This is a genomic window from Rhodobacterales bacterium HKCCA1288, from assembly GCA_015693905.1.
Taxonomy (GTDB): domain Bacteria; phylum Pseudomonadota; class Alphaproteobacteria; order Rhodobacterales; family Rhodobacteraceae; genus M30B80.
The window spans coordinates 995,351-1,011,467 of record CP065161.1 but is presented as its reverse complement, the minus strand read 5'-3'; the positions used below and the strand labels follow the sequence as shown (position 1 = coordinate 1,011,467).

15 protein-coding genes are annotated in these 16,117 nt (G+C 57.2%); 10 read left to right on the top strand and 5 right to left on the bottom strand.

Features of this window, described 5'->3' with window-relative positions; all coding sequences use genetic code 11:
- Positions 1–7 precede the first annotated feature (7 nt).
- The 4 genes from nuoN to I3V23_04900 are packed head-to-tail and all read left to right on the top strand — an operon-like array spanning position 8 to position 4,657.
- Positions 8–1,444: an NADH-quinone oxidoreductase subunit NuoN gene (nuoN, locus tag I3V23_04915; GenBank protein ID QPI86313.1), complete on the top strand. Its 1,437-nt coding sequence runs from the start codon at positions 8–10 to the stop codon at positions 1,442–1,444.
- A gap of 46 nt (positions 1,445–1,490) precedes the next feature.
- On the top strand, positions 1,491–2,189 hold the full coding sequence (locus I3V23_04910) for a biotin--[acetyl-CoA-carboxylase] ligase (GenBank protein QPI86694.1): 699 nt from the start codon (positions 1,491–1,493) through the stop codon (positions 2,187–2,189).
- A 12-nt stretch (positions 2,190–2,201) separates the two neighbouring features.
- Complete coding sequence (locus I3V23_04905) at positions 2,202–2,978, top strand: type III pantothenate kinase (protein QPI86312.1); 777 nt, start codon at positions 2,202–2,204, stop codon at positions 2,976–2,978.
- Complete coding sequence (locus I3V23_04900) at positions 2,978–4,657, top strand: ribonuclease J (GenBank protein ID QPI86311.1); 1,680 nt, start codon at positions 2,978–2,980, stop codon at positions 4,655–4,657. The genes I3V23_04905 and I3V23_04900 overlap by 1 nt, the downstream gene beginning before the upstream one ends.
- Positions 4,658–4,683: 26 nt before the next feature.
- Here I3V23_04900 and I3V23_04895 read toward each other — a convergent pair whose 3' ends face one another.
- The 3 genes from I3V23_04895 to I3V23_04885 form a co-directional block, all read right to left on the bottom strand.
- Positions 4,684–6,369, bottom strand: coding sequence for a DEAD/DEAH box helicase (locus I3V23_04895; protein ID QPI86310.1), 1,686 nt, complete (start codon positions 6,367–6,369; stop codon positions 4,684–4,686).
- Positions 6,370–6,508: 139 nt separating this feature from the next.
- On the bottom strand, positions 6,509–8,128 hold the full coding sequence (locus I3V23_04890; protein ID QPI86309.1) for a peptide chain release factor 3: 1,620 nt from the start codon (positions 8,126–8,128) through the stop codon (positions 6,509–6,511).
- 68 nt (positions 8,129–8,196) lie between these two features.
- Positions 8,197–9,216 carry a Hint domain-containing protein gene (locus I3V23_04885; GenBank protein ID QPI86308.1) on the bottom strand — a complete coding sequence of 340 codons (1,020 nt, stop codon included), beginning with the start codon at positions 9,214–9,216 and terminating at the stop codon, positions 8,197–8,199.
- Positions 9,217–9,387: 171 nt separating this feature from the next.
- Between I3V23_04885 and I3V23_04880 the strand changes: the two genes are divergently transcribed.
- The 6 genes from I3V23_04880 to I3V23_04855 all read left to right on the top strand — a co-directional run bounded on the left by I3V23_04880 (position 9,388) and on the right by I3V23_04855 (position 14,221).
- Complete coding sequence (locus I3V23_04880; GenBank protein QPI86307.1) at positions 9,388–10,167, top strand: SDR family oxidoreductase; 780 nt, start codon at positions 9,388–9,390, stop codon at positions 10,165–10,167.
- Between the two features lie 87 nt (positions 10,168–10,254).
- Positions 10,255–11,358 (top strand): ABC transporter ATP-binding protein, encoded by a 1,104-nt coding sequence (locus I3V23_04875; GenBank protein ID QPI86306.1) that lies wholly within the window; start codon positions 10,255–10,257, stop codon positions 11,356–11,358.
- A 204-nt stretch (positions 11,359–11,562) separates the two neighbouring features.
- Complete coding sequence (locus I3V23_04870) at positions 11,563–11,784, top strand: twin-arginine translocase TatA/TatE family subunit (GenBank protein QPI86305.1); 222 nt, start codon at positions 11,563–11,565, stop codon at positions 11,782–11,784.
- A gap of 83 nt (positions 11,785–11,867) precedes the next feature.
- Positions 11,868–12,473 carry a twin-arginine translocase subunit TatB gene (gene tatB, locus I3V23_04865; GenBank protein QPI86304.1) on the top strand — a complete coding sequence of 202 codons (606 nt, stop codon included), beginning with the start codon at positions 11,868–11,870 and terminating at the stop codon, positions 12,471–12,473.
- Entirely contained in the window at positions 12,470–13,363 is an 894-nt protein-coding gene (gene tatC / locus I3V23_04860; GenBank protein ID QPI86303.1) for a twin-arginine translocase subunit TatC, read from the top strand. The genes tatB and tatC overlap by 4 nt, the downstream gene beginning before the upstream one ends.
- 15 nt (positions 13,364–13,378) lie before the next feature.
- Positions 13,379–14,221, top strand: coding sequence for an ATP-binding protein (locus tag I3V23_04855; protein ID QPI86693.1), 843 nt, complete (start codon positions 13,379–13,381; stop codon positions 14,219–14,221).
- Here the strand turns inward: I3V23_04855 and I3V23_04850 are convergent, their stop codons facing one another.
- A complete protein-coding gene (locus tag I3V23_04850) occupies positions 14,222–15,169 on the bottom strand; it encodes an AEC family transporter (protein ID QPI86302.1) in 948 nt (315 codons plus the stop codon).
- Positions 15,170–15,178: 9 nt separating this feature from the next.
- Complete coding sequence (locus tag I3V23_04845; GenBank protein ID QPI86301.1) at positions 15,179–16,090, bottom strand: DMT family transporter; 912 nt, start codon at positions 16,088–16,090, stop codon at positions 15,179–15,181.
- Between the last annotated feature and the right edge of the window lie 27 nt (positions 16,091–16,117).

The following is a 16,117-nucleotide window of genomic DNA, read 5'->3' as shown; positions in this document are numbered from 1 at the left end:
ATTTCTAATGATCGGCGCAGACCTCGCAGTTTTGATCCCAGAGATTGTCCTGTCCATCTATGCGATGGCGGGGCTGATGTTGGCTGTTTACACCACCAAAGATGGCATGGCGCCTGCGTTAACCTACGCGACCGCCGCAGTTTTCGCCATTATGGCGCTCTATGTCGCGGCAACAGGTCAAGGCGATGCAAGCAGCTTTGGTGGCATGATCGTGGTTGATGATTTTGCGCGCTTTGCCAAAATTGTGATCCTTTTGTCCGCGGCGGTAATTTTGATCGTAGGCCAAGAGGCGATGCAGAAATCGGGCCTTGGTCGGTTTGAATATCCGATGATTGTCACCTTGGCGGTTGTTGGCATGATGATCATGGTGTCCGCTGGCGACTTGATCGTGCTTTACATGGGGTTGGAGCTGCAATCCCTAGCCCTTTATGTGGTTGCCGCCTTGCGCCGTGACAGCGTGCGCTCAACCGAGGCAGGCCTTAAATATTTCGTGCTTGGCGCTCTTTCCTCGGGTCTTTTGCTCTATGGCGCGTCCCTCGTTTACGGCTTTGCGGGAACTACGCTTTTTGCGGGCATCATCGAGGCCTCGATGGGGGGTATGTCTTTGGGCATGGTGTTTGGCCTTGTCTTTATGGCGGCAGGTCTGGCCTTCAAAGTATCAGCGGCCCCGTTCCATATGTGGACACCTGATGTTTATGAGGGCGCACCCACACCTGTGACAGCCCTTTTCGCAACTGCCCCGAAAATGGCCGCAATGGGCCTATTTGCCCGTGTCGTCTACGATGCCTTTGGCATGGCCATTTCCGATTGGCAGCAGATCGTTGCGGCCTTGGCGGTTTTGTCGATGTTTGTCGGGGCCATTGCAGCGATTGGCCAAACCGATATCAAACGCCTGATGGCTTATTCTTCCATCGGGCATATGGGTTTTGCCCTGATGGGTCTGGCGTCTGGCACGGGGCAGGGTGTCGAGGCGATGCTGATCTATATGGCGATCTATGTGACCATGAATATTGGTGTGTTCTCCTTCATCATGTCGATGGAGAAAGATGGATACCCCGTCACCGATATCTCTGCCTTGAATGGCTATGCCACCGCGCAATCGGGTCAGGCCTTGGCGGTTTTGGTGCTGATGTTCAGTCTCGCGGGTGTCCCACCCATGTTGGGCTTTTTCGCGAAATACGCGGTCTTGGTCGCGGCTGTTGATGCAGGCTTGGTTTGGTTGGCCGTGGCAGGGGTCATCGCCTCTGTAATAGGCGCCTACTATTATTTGCGTATCGTCTATTTCATGTATTTTGGCGAACCGCGCGAAGGCCTAGATGGGCGGATGTCGATCATCCAATTCTTGGGCCTGACGATTTCCGCTGTGGTCATGATTGCGGGCATTGTGAATTTGTTCGGGATTGACCACTTGGCGGCCAACGCGGCGCAGGCACTTGTGCGCTGACAGCACGGCGGTTGAACGGGTCATTTTGGCCCGTGTCGACAGCACCATGGCCGAAGCGGAGCGGCGCTTGCGCGCAGCGCCGCTAGAGCGACCCACATGGATTTTGGCCCATACCCAAGACGCGGGATATGGTCGGCGGGGGCGGGCATGGCGCGCCCCCCGTGGTAACTTCACAGCCTCACTCATCCTGCCACTCAACTGCCCCCCGCAAGAGGCAGCTTTGCGCTCGTTCACCGCGGCGCTGGCCTTGCGCGATGCTTTGGCCAGTTATGTGGCGCCTGACGCATTGACCTTAAAATGGCCCAATGATGTGCTGCTTCATGGTCAGAAAATCGCGGGCATCCTGCTGCAAAGCCACGGGGTCGCTGCGGGCCAGCAGGGGCATTTGGTGATTGGCATCGGTGTGAACCTTCGGCACAGCCCAGATGTGGCGGGCCTTGAGGAGGGCGCGCTTGCGCCTATTGATCTGTTCAGCGTTGCAGGCCAATGCCCAGACCCTGAAACATTTTTAGATCACCTGACCCCGCGCATGGCTCACTGGGAGGCGCAGATCTCTCAGCAGGGTTTTGCCCCTGTGCGCGCCGCATGGTTGACCCACGCCGCCAAGCGCGGCGAAGTCATTTTGGCGCGTTTGCCCAATCGGGACATTCGTGGTGTTTTTGACGATGTCGATGAAACTGGTAATCTGATATTAACCACGCCAAGCGGGCCTTGTGCCATTGCGGCGGCGGATATTTATTTTTAGGGGGCGTGCGAGATGCTTCTTTGCGTGGATTGCGGCAATACGAATACAGTGTTTTCCCTATGGGATGGCGCGCAATTTCTGTGCACATTACGCACCGCAACCGAGCATCAACGCACCGCAGATCAATATTACGTTTGGTATTCGACCCTGATGGATCATTATGGGCTAAAACCCAAGATTGACGCGGTGATTATCTCCTCAACTGTGCCACGCGTGGTCTTTAACTTGCGCGTGTTGTGTGATCGCTATTTCGACTGCCGCCCGCTTGTGGTTGGTAAATCTGAGTGTCTCTTGCCTGTGCTGCCACGGGTGGATGCAGGCACGCAAGTGGGGCCTGACCGCTTGGTCAATACCGCGGGCGCCTATGATCGCCATGGCGGCGATTTGATTGTGGTGGATTTTGGCACAGCAACCACCTTTGACGTTGTGGCCGAAGATGGCGCTTATGTGGGTGGTGTTATCGCGCCTGGCGTAAACCTTAGCCTTGAAGCATTGCATCACGCAGCCGCCGCCTTGCCCCATGTGGATGTGACAAAACCGCAATCGGTGATTGGCACCAATACGGTGGCCTGCATGCAGTCGGGCGTGTTTTGGGGCTATGTGGGCCTTGTGCGTGGTATTTGTGACCGCATTCGCGCCGAGCGCGACCGCCCGATGCGGATAGTTGGGACAGGGGGGCTTGCGCCGCTCTTCTCTACGGGCGATGTGTTGTTTGACAGGATCGAAGATGATCTGACCATGCATGGTCTGACCGTGATCCATAAATATAACGAGGAACAGGCAAGCTGATGAGCGATCGAAACAGGCTGATCTATCTTCCCCTTGGCGGGGCAGGTGAGATCGGAATGAACGCATATGTCTATGGTGTTGGAGAACAAGGTGCGGAGCGTTTAATCCTTGTCGATTGCGGCGTCAGCTTTCCCGACATGGATGGTCAACCGGGCGTTGACCTGATCCTGCCTGATATCGCGTGGTTGGAAGAACGCGCAGATCGCCTTGAGGGGATTTTCATCACCCACGCCCATGAAGATCACGTTGGCGCCCTTGGCCATTTGTGGGGGCGCCTGCGCGCGCCTGTTTACGCCCGTAATTTCACGGCCATCCATGCGCGCCGCAAATTGGAGGAGGCGGGTCACGACCCTGATCAGGTGCGGGTCGTTGGGGCCTATCCCGAAGTGGTGGAAGCAGGCCCGTTCAAGGTGCAATTTGCCCCCGTCTCGCATTCCATCCCTGAAAGCTCGGGCCTTGTTATCGACACTGAACATGGCCGTGTGGTGCATTCGGGTGATTTCAAAATCGACACGAACCCGATGGTCGGCGAACCCTTTGACGAAGCCATGTGGGGCGAGATCGCAGGGAAGGGGGTCTTGGCTTATATCTGCGACAGCACCAATGTGTTTTCGCGCCATGAGGGGCGCAGCGAAAGCCAGTTGCCAGAACCCATCACAGCGCTGATTGGGCGCGCGCGGGGTATGATGGTGGCGACCACCTTTGCCTCCAATGTTGCGCGGGTGAAAACCTTGGCCGATGCCGCGGTGGCCAATGGCCGTTCCGTCTGTCTGCTGGGCCGTGCAATGCAACGCATGATCCGCGCCTCGGTCGAGGCGGGCGTGCTGACTGATTTCCCCTCGACCGTGTCAGTTGAGGAGGCCCGCGATATCCCACGCGAAAACCTCATGCTGATTGTGACAGGCAGTCAGGGGGAACGGCGGGCAGCCTCGGCGGCCCTATCGCGCGGCTCTTATTTGGGGATGGAGCTGAAAGAGGGCGACATGTTCCTGTTCTCATCCAAAACAATTCCGGGCAATGAGGTTTCCGTGGGGCGTATTCAAAACGCGCTTGCAGAAATCGGGGTAGAGATTGTGGATGAACAATCAGGCTTTTTCCATGTGTCGGGCCATGCCAATCGCCCCGATTTGGAAAAGATGCATGATATTTTGCGTCCACGTATCCTTGTGCCCAATCATGGTGAATTCCGCCATTTGCGCGAACATGCGCGGCTTGCCACGGAAAAGGGAATGCTTGGCCTTGTAGCGCCAAATGGCACAATGTTGGAATTGTCGGGCAATGCGCCCGCTGCGGTGGAATATGTCGAGGTCGCGCGCGATTACCTAGATGGCAGCACACGGGTGGGCGCCTATGACGGGGTGATCCGTGATCGCATGAAACTGGCCCTAAACGGCCTCGTGATTGCGGCGCTGATTGTCGATGAGGATGACAGCTTGATTGAAGATGCATGGGTCGAGCTGCGTGGTCTGCCAGATCATTTGCGCAATGGCCATGGCAGTTTAACCGAGATGCTCGAGGATGAATTGGCCGATCTTCTGCCGCGTCTGGATCGCAAGATCACCCGTGATGACGACAAGATTGAAGAGGCGGTGCGCCGCGCCATCCGCCAATCTGTTCAGGCTGAAATCGGCAAAAAGCCAGAGGTCAGCGTGATCATCAGCCGCCTTGTTGCGGAATAAAAAAACGCCCCAAGCTGGGGCGTTTTTTATTCTTCTGATACTGCTTCGGCGGGGGTTTCTGTCCCTGCCGCCTCTGGTTTTTCTTTAGGTTTGCGTGGGCTGCGCTTGCGCTTTGGCTTTGGGGCCTCCTCAGTGGCGGCCACTGGCGTCTCTATCTCTTGCGCCTCAGCTTGGCTCTGCTCATCCTCTGCATCGGCAGAGACATAGCTGCTGCTTGGCCCGCGGCGTTCTTCAAAGCTGAGCGCGATAAAGCTTGGTAAATGCTCACCCATGCCAACAACACGATGTCCGCCACCTTGTCCGCCGCGATTGCGTCCGCCGCGCTCATGGCGGTCATGGTTGCGCTCGGGGCGCGGCGCCGTGCTGCTCGGCGTTGGCTGGGGCGGGGTGTTGTCTTCGGGGCCCTCTTTGGGCGCTTCGGTCTTTGTTTCAGTCTTTGCTGTGCTGCCCTCATCGCCCTCGTGCGGCTTGCGGCGACCACGCCCCCCGCGGCTGCGGCGTGGCTTGTCGCGGTCATCATTCGCCGCGTCCGCTTCATGCGGCTTTTGCGCGCTTGTGGGGCTCCATGGCAGGGGCTCATCAGTCGGAATGGGCTTGCCAATCAAGGCCTCAATCGCCGTGAGATATTTTTCATCTGCAGGCACCGCGATGGTGATTGCGCGGCCCTTACGCCCCGCGCGGCCCGTGCGGCCAATACGATGAACGTAATCCTCGGCGTGGGAAGGGACATCATAATTGAACACATGGCTTACGCTTGGCACATCAAGCCCACGCGCGGCCACATCTGAGGCCACAAGAAAGCGAAGGCTTCCTTCGCGGAACCCATCCAAGGTGCGCATGCGTTGCGATTGATCCAAATCGCCATGAATAGGGGCGGCATCCAGCCCGTGTTTCTTCAAAGATTTTGCGACTATATCGACATCCACCTTGCGATTGCAGAAGATGATGGCATTTGTGCAGCCCTCGCCCTCTGCGGCAATCGCGGCGCGCAGCATGGTGCGCTTTTCTTTCGCGCTTGTGTCGCGGCGGGTGGGTTTGAAAGAAAACAACGCCTGCGTGATTGTGTCGGATGTCGTGGATTGGCGCGCCACTTCGATCCGCGCGGGATTCGACAAAAATGTTGATGTGATACGCTCAATCTCGGGGGCCATCGTGGCAGAGAAAAAGAAAGTTTGGCGCGTGAAGGGCGTCAGCGAGAAAATCCGCTCAATATCGGGGATAAAGCCCATATCCAACATGCGGTCGGCCTCATCCACCACCATGATCTGAACGCCCGTCAACAACAGTTTGCCGCGCTCGAAATGATCCAACAGACGGCCTGGTGTGGCGATCAGAACATCGACACCCCGATCAATCAGAAGGTCTTGCTCTTTAAATGATACGCCGCCAATCAGCAGCGCCTTGGTCAGTTTCAGATGCTTGGTGTAGGTGTCGAAATTTTCGGCCACCTGTGCCGCCAATTCGCGGGTGGGACAAAGAACAAGGCTGCGTGGCATCCGCGCCCGTGCCCGCCCCCGTGCCAGAAGCGTGATCATGGGCAATGTGAAACTGGCGGTTTTGCCTGTGCCCGTCTGGGCAATCCCCAAAACATCGCGCCCTTCCAATGCGGGGGGGATCGCGCCTGCCTGAATGGGGGTTGGGGTTTCATACCCTGCTTCAGATATAGCTTTCAGAACCTTCGGATTGAGGTTTAGATCGGTGAATTTGGTCATATGCGTCCGTTCTGGCCAGTCTCAACTGGCATATGTGAAGGAGCGCATATCCTCGCGCGCTCCGCGGCGTGATCCTTGGCCAGATTGCCAAGAATGAACAAGCATTTAGCTGAAACCACGGCAAGGGTCAAACGGGGTGTTAAACCATCAATTCCTTGGTCGCCGAGAGCCGCACATCGGGGTAGTCGCGTTCGACACGATCAATGTCCCATTGCAGGCGCGTCAGATACACAGGGTCGCCATCATTATCGACCGCCATATGTTGTTTATTGGCGGTCGCAAATGCATCGACCTTGTCGCGCGCGCCATGAACCCAACGGGCCGATGTGAATTGGCTGGCTTCAAAGCGCACGGGCAGGCCATATTCCAGTTCTATCCGACTGGCGAGAACCTCAAATTGCAGCGCGCCCACGACACCCACGATAAAACCTGAGCCAAGCTGTGGTTTAAAGATTTTTGCAGCCCCTTCTTCGGCGAATTGCATAAGCGCCTTTTCAAGGTGTTTGGCCTTCATCGGGTCGCCTGCGCGCGCCACTTGCAACAATTCAGGCGCGAAACTGGGTATCCCTGTAAAGCGTAGCGCCTCCCCTTCGGTCAGGGCATCCCCGATGCGCAACTGCCCGTGATTGGGAATGCCGATGATGTCGCCTGCCCATGCCTCTTCTGCCAATTCGCGGTCAGCGGCGAGGAAGAGCACAGGGTTGGATACAGCCATCGGTTTCTTAGAGCGCACATGATGCAGTTTCATGCCCCGCTCAAAATGTCCTGACGCCAAACGAATAAAGGCCACGCGATCGCGGTGTTTTGGGTCCATATTGGCCTGAACTTTGAACACGAAGCCCGTAACCTTGCCTTCTTCTGGCGCAATTTCGCGCGGATCGGCCGTTTGCACCTGTGGCGCGGGGCCGAATTCGGCAATGCCTTCCATTAATTCCCGCACCCCAAATGAGTTGATGGCCGAGCCGAACCAAATCGGGGTCATCGCACCCGCAAGGAATGTGGCGCGGTCAAAGGCGGGGAGCAATTCGCGCGCCATCTCGATTTCTTCGCGCAGCTTGGCCAACTGTGCTTCGGGGATGTGATCGGCCAGTTTGGGGTCATCTAGCCCACTCATCTTGACCGTTTCGGCAACGCGGTTGCGATCTGCGCGATCCATCAATTCAAGCCGATCATGGATCAGGTCGTAGCATCCCAAGAAATCGCGCCCCATCCCAATGGGCCAACTGGCGGGGGCCACATCAATCGCGAGGTTCTCTTGGATTTCGTCAATGATTTCGAATGTGTCGCGGCTTTCGCGATCCATCTTGTTGCAGAAGGTGAGGATGGGCAAATCGCGCAAGCGGCAAACCTCAAAGAGTTTTTGGGTCTGGCTTTCTACGCCCTTGGCCCCATCAATCACCATGATGGCGGCATCCACCGCCGTAAGCGTGCGGTAGGTATCCTCTGAGAAATCGCTGTGGCCGGGGGTGTCCACAAGGTTAAAGCGGAACTCGCGGTAGTCAAAGGACATGGCCGATGCCGAGACCGAGATGCCGCGATCCTGTTCCATTTTCATAAAGTCCGAGCGCGTGCGCCGTGCTTCGCCTTTGGCGCGCACTTGACCCGCCATTTGAATAGCACCGCCATAGAGCAAGAATTTCTCGGTCAGCGTGGTCTTGCCCGCGTCTGGGTGTGAAATGATCGCAAAGGTGCGTCTGCGCCCGATTTCAGGCGGCAGGGCAGGGCGATTGGCGAGGGGTGAAGGCGATATATCGGACATGGGGCGCGGTATATGGCGCGATGCGCCCTTTGGAAAGGGGGATGATGCGGCAAGGCGATCAGAATGTGCTATGGGTTGGGGCGTTTTTTGCCACCTAGTGAGGCCTCATAAAGCGCCTTGGCGGGATCCCCCCCTGCGCGGGCAAGCGCCAGCGCGTCAAGCTCAAGTGCGGTGCGTAATTCGGGGCTTAGATCGGGCGCGGCGGTTGCAAGTATCGCTTCGGGCAAGGCAGGGCGGGTTTGCCCTGTAACCATCAGGCTTTCGACCGCGATCCCCTCGGCATAGAGGATTTCGTGACGATCAAGTAGGATTTGGAACCCATCAAAGAAGCCGCCCTCAAGCCGTGTGATCGTGCTGCCATTAATCAAATGGGCGGCCTTCACCATGACCTCAGCCCGGCCTGTGCCAAGCATATCTTGGCGCTGCCACACAAAGAGGCGATGGTTCGGCATCAAAACCAAATCTCGCGCCGTGTTTAACGCGCCTTGGCGGATCAGCACGGGCGCTGTGCTGCCTGTGCCGCGCAACACAGTGCGCCCAATCCATCGAATAGGCTGCGCCCCATTTTCGCGGGTCAGCAGCAGGTCGCCTTCTTGCAGCGCCTCAACGGCAATTTGTGCGCCAGAGGCAAGGGTAAGGTGTGTGCCCGCCAAAAAGGACAGGCAGGCAATATCAGCAAAGCGCAGCGATGCTGTTTCGGCCTCAGAGCCCACCAATTCATAATCTTCGCCCGGCTCAAGGTTGCACAGCGGCAGGATGTAATGGGCGGGTTGGCCCGCGGGCCAGATTGTCAGGGTCAGGATTTCGGCCAAAGTCCCGTCTGGGGTCATCAATTGGTGACAGGCTGCAATCGTCAGCTTGTCGCCTGCACGGCCCAATTGACTGCCTTCGGCCACCAACTGCGTGCCATCGGCATCATCCCGCATGGCAAGGGTGAGGGCGCTGGCATCTTTGCGCATGCGGTAGATATCGCCTGCTTCCACCTCGTCAAAGGTGCCAAGCGCATCGCCTTCATTGGCGCCGCGATCCACGCAGAACTGCGTGGCAGGATAAACATCGAATTTTAATTGCGCGGGTAAGCTGGCCATTTCACCCTCCCTTTTTCTCAATAGAAACGGGGCAGGGCGCGGTCAAGCGGCGCTTTTGGTGAAAGGTAAATCTAGCGCAAGACTGGATTTGGCGGCAACAGGCACCTAACTTGCCCCCAGAGGCGCGCTTGCGCGCTAGGAAAGATATTAAGGAATGCGAGGGAGCAGATCATGGATTTGGGCATCAAGGGAAAACGCGCATTGGTTTGTGCATCGTCCAAGGGCTTGGGGCGCGGCTGCGCCGAAGCCTTGGCTGAGGCAGGGGTTGATCTGGTGCTCAACGCCCGCGGGGCAGAGGCGCTTGAGGCGACTGCCGCGCATATTCGCGACACCTATGGTGTTTCAGTCACCGCGATTGCCGCCGATATCACCGATGAGGCAGCGCGCGCCGATGTTATCGCGGGGGCGGGTGCGATTGATATTCTTGTGACCAATGCAGGCGGCCCCCCACCAGGTTTGTGGTCGGATTGGACGCGTGAGGATTTCATCAAGGCGCTGGATGCCAATATGCTGACGCCAATTGCGCTGATGAAACATTACATGCCGCAGATGATGGAAAAATCATGGGGCCGCGTGGTCAATATCACTTCGCAATCGGTCAAGGCACCGATCCCACAATTGGGCTTGTCCAATTCTGCACGCGCAGGCTTGACGGGCTATGTTGCGGGCACAGCCCGTCAGGTTGCTGCCAAAGGGGTGATCATCAACAATCTTTTGCCTGGTATTCACGCCACGGATCGCGCCGATGCGCTTGATAAGGGTGTGGCGGAACGCGAGGGGATCAGTGTTGAGGAGGCACGCACCCGCCGCTTTGGCACCCTACCCGTTGGGCGCTATGGCACGGCGCAGGAATTTGGCGCTACTTGTGCCTTTCTATGCTCGCAACATGTGGGCTTCATGGTGGGGCAAAATGTGCTCTTGGATGGTGGTCAGAACGCCATAACCATTTGAGAGGCCGCAGCAAAGCGGCGCTTGAAAGGGGGGCTTGTGCCTGATAGCTGACCAAGTTGAGTGTTTTTATCAGGATGTAAGCGCCCTATGAACCAAGTCCCGCGCCAAAATTCCCCGCGGCTTGAGGTAAGCAACCTCTCTTGCGTCTTTGATGGGACGGAAGTGGTGCGGGGCATATCCTTGTCGGTGGCGGCTGGGCAGGTGATGTGTTTGCTTGGCCCTTCGGGATGCGGAAAATCCACCACCTTGCGTGTCATCGCGGGGGTCGAGCGTCAAACGGGTGGAACGGTTGCGCTTGATGGTGTCACTGTCTCCGATGCAGGGCTGCATCTGCCCCCCGAGGCACGGTCGGTCGGTTTGATCTTTCAAGATTTCGCGCTTTTTCCGCATCTCAACGTGGCGCAAAATATTGCCTTTGGTCTAAAGGGGCGCGGCCCTGAAGTGGGCGCGCGGGTTGAGGACTTGCTCGCTCGTGTCGATCTCAAAGGCTACGGGGAAAAAGGCATCCATATGCTGTCGGGCGGCGAGCAGCAGCGTGTGGCCTTGGCCCGCGCGCTAGCACCGCGCCCGAAAGTGATGCTGATGGATGAACCCTTTTCGGGATTGGACAATCGTCTGCGCGATGGCATCCGCGATGAAACATTGGAATTGCTGAAAGAAGAGGGCACAGCGGTCGTTCTTGTCACCCATGAGCCCGAGGAAGCGATGCGCATGGCAGATCAAATCGCCTTGATGCGCAACGGTCAGATCGTGCAACAGGGCGCGCCTTATAATATTTACAACGCCCCCGTGGACAAGGCGGCGGCGGCGTTTTTCTCGGATGTGAATGTCATCTCTGGCCGTGTGGACGGGGCGCTGACCGACACCGCCTTTGGGCAATTCTTGGCGCCAGGTTTCGCCGATGGCACGGCAGTTGAGATTGTCTTTCGCCCCCAACATGTGAAGATTGATTTTGATCGGGGCGGTCGTGGCCCAAACCCGACTGTCAGCGATGGTGTGCCAGCACGCGGCATGGTCGAGCGCGCGCGCTTCATGGGCCATGAAAGCCTTGTTGAGTTTCGCATGGATTTCAACGGCGAGGTGATCCGTGCCACGGTGCCGGGCGTATTTTTGCCCAAGAAAGGCACCGCGATGTGGTTGAGCCTGCGCCGCGAGAAATGTTTTGTCTTTCCCGCGGCCAAAGCATCCTAAACGGGCCTTCATTATACAATCGTGATCAGTTTCCCGCGTGCAGGGTCGTTTTGCCCCTTGCAGGCGGCGCAGGATTTCGCGACATTCCCTTGGTGGGCAAGCGGCATTGGCCTTTGGGGGCTATGGCGTTGAGGCCAAGATATAAACGCGGCGCGGTTGATGTGCGGAGTGTTGCATCAGTCGGCGCTGAAATGGGAGAGCGAAATGTTCAACAATATTGGCCCTGCAGGGCTTTTGCTGATTGCGGTGGTCGTGCTGGTTCTCTTCGGGCGCGGCAAAATTGCGGGCCTGATGGGCGAAGTGGGGAAAGGTATCACCGCCTTTAAGCGCGGCGTCAAAGACAGCACCGAGGAGCTTGAAAATAAAGCTGCCGATGGTGAGGGCGCGCGCGATGTCACCCCTGAAAACGAGCGTGACAAGGCCTAATGATCGTCTTTGGCCTTGCGCCTTGGCGCGGGGCGGGATCATGAAACCCTGCGCTAATCGCGGTTTGTCACGAGAGGGACGCCATGCCTGATATCGGGTGGATGGAATTGATGGTGATCGGCATTGTTGCCTTGATCGTTGTCGGGCCAAAAGACTTGCCTGTTATGTTCCGCAAAGCGGGTCTGTTTGTGGGCCGCATCAAAGGCATGGCGCGCGAGTTTACCTCGGCTATGAATGATGCGGCCGATCAAACGGGCATGCGCGAAATGAACCGCGAGATGAAAGCCCTGACCAATCCGCGTCAATATGGTCTGGATAAGGTCAAGCAATCTCTCAACGCGGATCTTGATCTCGATGCAGATTTCAATAGCGACAAGCCGCTGAAGACGGGCAATCAGGGTAAACCTGCGGGCGCGCAAGGAAATCCGACACAAGCCCCCGCACCTGCCGTTAAGCGCAGTGAGCCTGCAGAGGCACCAAGCGAGGTGCCAGCGCAGGCTAAAGCCGCGCCTGCCAAAAAGACGGCGCCCAAAGCAAAAGCGGCCCCGAAGGCTACGCCTAAAAAGGCACCTGTGAAAAAAGCCGAACCCGCAAAAACGACACGGGCCAAGGCCGCGCCTGCAAAGGCCAAGACGACTGCGCCCAAAGCGGCCCCTAAACCCCGCGCGAAAAAGGCGGATGAGGCATGAGCGAAGACGAGATTGAAGATCATTCCGCCCCATTGATTGAGCATTTGGCGGAATTGCGCACGCGGTTGATCCGCTCGGTTTTGGCCTTTGTGGCGGGTATGGTGATTATGTTCACTGTAGCCGAGCCATTGCTTGAATTCATTTCGCAACCTCTGGCCGATGTCTTGCGCGCGCGGGGCGAAGATGCACGTTTGATCTTCACCGCCCCGCAAGAGAAATTCTTTGTCTTGATCCGTATTTCGGTGATCGCGGGCTTTGCGATTTCTTTCCCTGTGATCGCGCATCAGCTTTGGCGCTTTGTAGCACCTGGTCTCTACAAGACCGAGAAAAATGCGTTTTTACCCTTCTTGATTGCTTCGCCGCTTTTGTTTCTATTGGGGGCTGCCTTCGCGCATTTCATCGTCACGCCCTTGGCCATGAATTTCTTCATCGGGTTTTCCGATGCGATCCCTGCCTTGGCCAATTTGATTGCAGGGGAGGGGGAATTCCAACCCTCCGCGCCCTCACAAGAGTTGCAAACGGTCTTTCTCGGTTCGGTGCGCGAGTCGCTTGATCTGGCGCTTAAGTTTATCTTTGCCTTCGGGCTGTGCTTTCAGCTGCCCGTGCTTTTGACCTTGATGGGTAAGGCGGGTTTGGTTTCAGCCGCAGGTCTGCGCGATGTGCGCAAATATGCGATTGTGGGCATTTTGGTCGTTGCGGCCTTAGTGACCCCGCCCGATGTTGTCACGCAGCTGATCCTTTTCAGCGCCGTTTATGGGCTTTACGAGATTTCCATTTTCTTGGTCGCCATGGTTGAGAAAAAGCGCAAGGAGCGCCTACAGGCCGAAGGCCTGTGGGATGAAGACGAGGCCGATGAAGCGCCCGCAGAGGACGCGGCGAAGAAAGAGTAAACGGTAGTAATGGCTATGGCGAAAAAGCAGCTTGCCCGAATTGCGGATGCGTTAGAACGGATGGCCCCGCCCGCCGCGCAAACCCCTGATTGGGATGCGGCTGATGCCTTTGTGTGGCATGCAGATCCTGATCATTTGGAACCTGTCGCACAGATTTCGCGCGTGGGTGTTGAAATGTTGGTGGGCGTGGATCGCGCGCGCGACACGCTTATGGCCAATACGCGCCAATTTGCGCGCGGCTATGCCGCCAATAACGCGCTCTTATGGGGCGCGCGGGGGATGGGGAAATCCTCGTTGGTTAAGGCCGCACATGGGGCTGTGGTGGCCGAGGGTCTGCCGCTCAAATTGGTAGAAATGCAGCGCGAAGATTTGCCCACGATTGGCAGGCTTTTGACGCTGTTGCGCGCGGCCCCTGCACGCGTGATCCTGTTTTGTGATGATCTATCCTTCAGCCATGATGATCAGCATTATAAATCGCTTAAGGCGGTTTTGGATGGTGGTGTGCAAGGCCGCCCTGAAAATGTAATTTTCTATGCCACCTCTAACCGCCGTCACCTGATGCCGCGTGATATGATCGAGAATGAGCGCAGCGGTGCTATAAACCCATCTGAGGCTGTGGAGGAGAAGGTCTCGCTCTCGGATCGGTTTGGGCTGTGGCTTGGGTTCCATCCTTGCACGCAAGACGAATATTTCGAGATGATTGACGGCTATTGCCGTGCCTATGGTGTGGCTGTGCCCCAAGATCAGTTGCGTGCCGAGGCGATTGAGTGGACTGCAACACGCGGGGCGCGGTCAGGCCGCGTGGCATGGCAATTTTTCACTGATTTGGCAGGTCGACACGGCGTTGCGCTGAAATAACTATAGGCCGAAAACCCGCTCCCCAAGGCTCAGCCACAATGGCATGGTTGCGAAGGAGAGCAGCGTTTGCACCGTGATCATTGCGGCCATAAGCGGCGCATCCCCCCCCATTTGTCGGGCCAATGTATAGGCGGCCACGCCTGTTGGCAGCGCGCCAAAGGTCAGCGCGATTTGTGCCTGTAGGGGCGGCACATCGAGGATCAAAGCCAACCCCATAATTGCTGCAGGAAACAAGCCAAGCTTTGCGATGGCTGCAAGAAATAATGGCCCCGCCTCCGCCGAAAGACCGCGCAGTTTGAGGTTTGCCCCAACGCATAGCAACATGATGGGCAGGGCCGCTTGGCCCAGAATTTCGAGGCTGTCATGAAAAACTGGCACGCGCGGCAACCCTGCAAGGTTCCATGCTAAGGCGGCGGCAATCGACAGGATCAAAGGGTTTTTCGCAAGATTTTTCAGCGTGGCGGTGATCTGGCCGCCAATCCCCGTGCCGCGCTCTTGTGGCAACATGAGGACAAGCGTGGTCACCACAGTGAGGTTGACCACAGGCACCAGAATGGCCGCGCCTAAAATCGCAAGCTCTAATCCCTCAGGCCCATAGAGGGCGCCTGCAACCGCAAGGGCGATGAACGTGTTGAACCGTCCCGCCCCTTGCACCAAAGAACTGCCTGCGGCGCGCCCATGGTGGCGCATTAAGCCTGCCCCGATGAGCCCCGCAAGGATGCCCACGAAAAATCCCGCATAGAGCAATGCCGAAAAGCCACCCAACGCAGCGGCGCCCAAATCGGCTGTAGAAATGCTATCAAAGAAGATGGCAGGCATCAGAACCAGATAGACCAGACGATCATTGAGGTTCCAAAACTCGGCCGAGGGCAGGCCCGCGCGGCGCAGGCCGTAGCCTGTGGCAATTAGAACGAAAATCGGCGCAATGGCGAGGGGTATTGTGAACATGGCGCTGTCTTACGCCTCTTGCAGGATAATGGCGAGCAGCGCGGCGAGGATCAGAACCAATCCCATAACCTCTTTTTTGGTGCTTCGTTCTTTGAGCCAGAAGATGGAAAAGAGATAGGTAAAGACCAATTCCACTTGCCCGACCGCTTTGACCAATGCCGCATTTTGTAGGCCAAAGGCCAAGAACCATCCAAGTGAACCCAAAAGTGAGGTGGCCCCTGTGGCAAGTCCAATGCGCCATTGATGCAGCACAGAACCAATTTGTGCGCGCTCGCGCCAAGCGATCCAAAGGCCCAAACTGCTGGCTTGGATGGCGCAGGCCACTGCAAGGGCAAATCCAGATCGCAGCAGCGCATCCCCCCCTTCAAGGCTGAGGATCGCGCCGCGATAGGTCACGGCAGACACCCCGAATAGCCCGCCAGAGGCCAGCCCGAAAAATGCGGCCTTGGTGGCAAAGCGTGGGAGTAGGGTTTGGCCATCGCCCTTTTGCCCCCCGTCTGAGATCAAAATGACGCCGATCACCCCAACCACGATGGCGGCAAAAACCCATACTGATACGCCTTCGCCTAAAACCACCAAACCGAGGCAGGCGGTCAGGATGGTTTCCGTCTTTTTCAGGGTTACGCCAATTGCGAAGTTGCGAAACCCAAACAGCGCCACAACACAGGCTGTGGCCAGAATTTGGGCCAATGATCCAAGAACGATATAGGCCCAGAACTGGGGTTGGATCTGCGGCAAATCAAACCCGCGTAGGCGGGCATATAGGATCACGCCACAGGCCACGATGGGCGCGCTGTAAAGAAACCGCGCCCAAGTGGCGCCTGCGGTTGACAGCGCGCTTTTGCGCAAGTGATGCTGCAACAGAAACCTGAGGTTCTGCATGAAGGCGGCAAAGATGGTGGCGGCGATCCAAATTGGCATGCGATCAGATTGCGCCTTTCCTGTGAA

Excerpts from the sequence above, each read along its gene's own strand:
- tatB (QPI86304.1), top strand. The coding sequence starts at position 11,868 with ATGCCTGATATCGGGTGGATGGAATTGATGGTGATCGGCATTGTTGCC.
- I3V23_04890 (QPI86309.1), bottom strand. The coding sequence starts at position 8,128 with ATGTCCGATATATCGCCTTCACCCCTCGCCAATCGCCCTGCCCTGCCG.
- I3V23_04855 (QPI86693.1), top strand. The coding sequence starts at position 13,379 with ATGGCGAAAAAGCAGCTTGCCCGAATTGCGGATGCGTTAGAACGGATG.
- nuoN (QPI86313.1), top strand. The coding sequence starts at position 8 with ATGATCGGCGCAGACCTCGCAGTTTTGATCCCAGAGATTGTCCTGTCC.
- I3V23_04900 (QPI86311.1), top strand. The coding sequence starts at position 2,978 with ATGAGCGATCGAAACAGGCTGATCTATCTTCCCCTTGGCGGGGCAGGT.
- I3V23_04910 (QPI86694.1), top strand. The coding sequence starts at position 1,491 with ATGGCCGAAGCGGAGCGGCGCTTGCGCGCAGCGCCGCTAGAGCGACCC.
- I3V23_04885 (QPI86308.1), bottom strand. The coding sequence starts at position 9,216 with ATGGCCAGCTTACCCGCGCAATTAAAATTCGATGTTTATCCTGCCACG.
- I3V23_04850 (QPI86302.1), bottom strand. The coding sequence starts at position 15,169 with ATGTTCACAATACCCCTCGCCATTGCGCCGATTTTCGTTCTAATTGCC.
- I3V23_04880 (QPI86307.1), top strand. The coding sequence starts at position 9,388 with ATGGATTTGGGCATCAAGGGAAAACGCGCATTGGTTTGTGCATCGTCC.
- I3V23_04875 (QPI86306.1), top strand. The coding sequence starts at position 10,255 with ATGAACCAAGTCCCGCGCCAAAATTCCCCGCGGCTTGAGGTAAGCAAC.
- I3V23_04845 (QPI86301.1), bottom strand. The coding sequence starts at position 16,090 with ATGCCAATTTGGATCGCCGCCACCATCTTTGCCGCCTTCATGCAGAAC.
- I3V23_04870 (QPI86305.1), top strand. The coding sequence starts at position 11,563 with ATGTTCAACAATATTGGCCCTGCAGGGCTTTTGCTGATTGCGGTGGTC.
- tatC (QPI86303.1), top strand. The coding sequence starts at position 12,470 with ATGAGCGAAGACGAGATTGAAGATCATTCCGCCCCATTGATTGAGCAT.
- I3V23_04905 (QPI86312.1), top strand. The coding sequence starts at position 2,202 with ATGCTTCTTTGCGTGGATTGCGGCAATACGAATACAGTGTTTTCCCTA.
- I3V23_04895 (QPI86310.1), bottom strand. The coding sequence starts at position 6,369 with ATGACCAAATTCACCGATCTAAACCTCAATCCGAAGGTTCTGAAAGCT.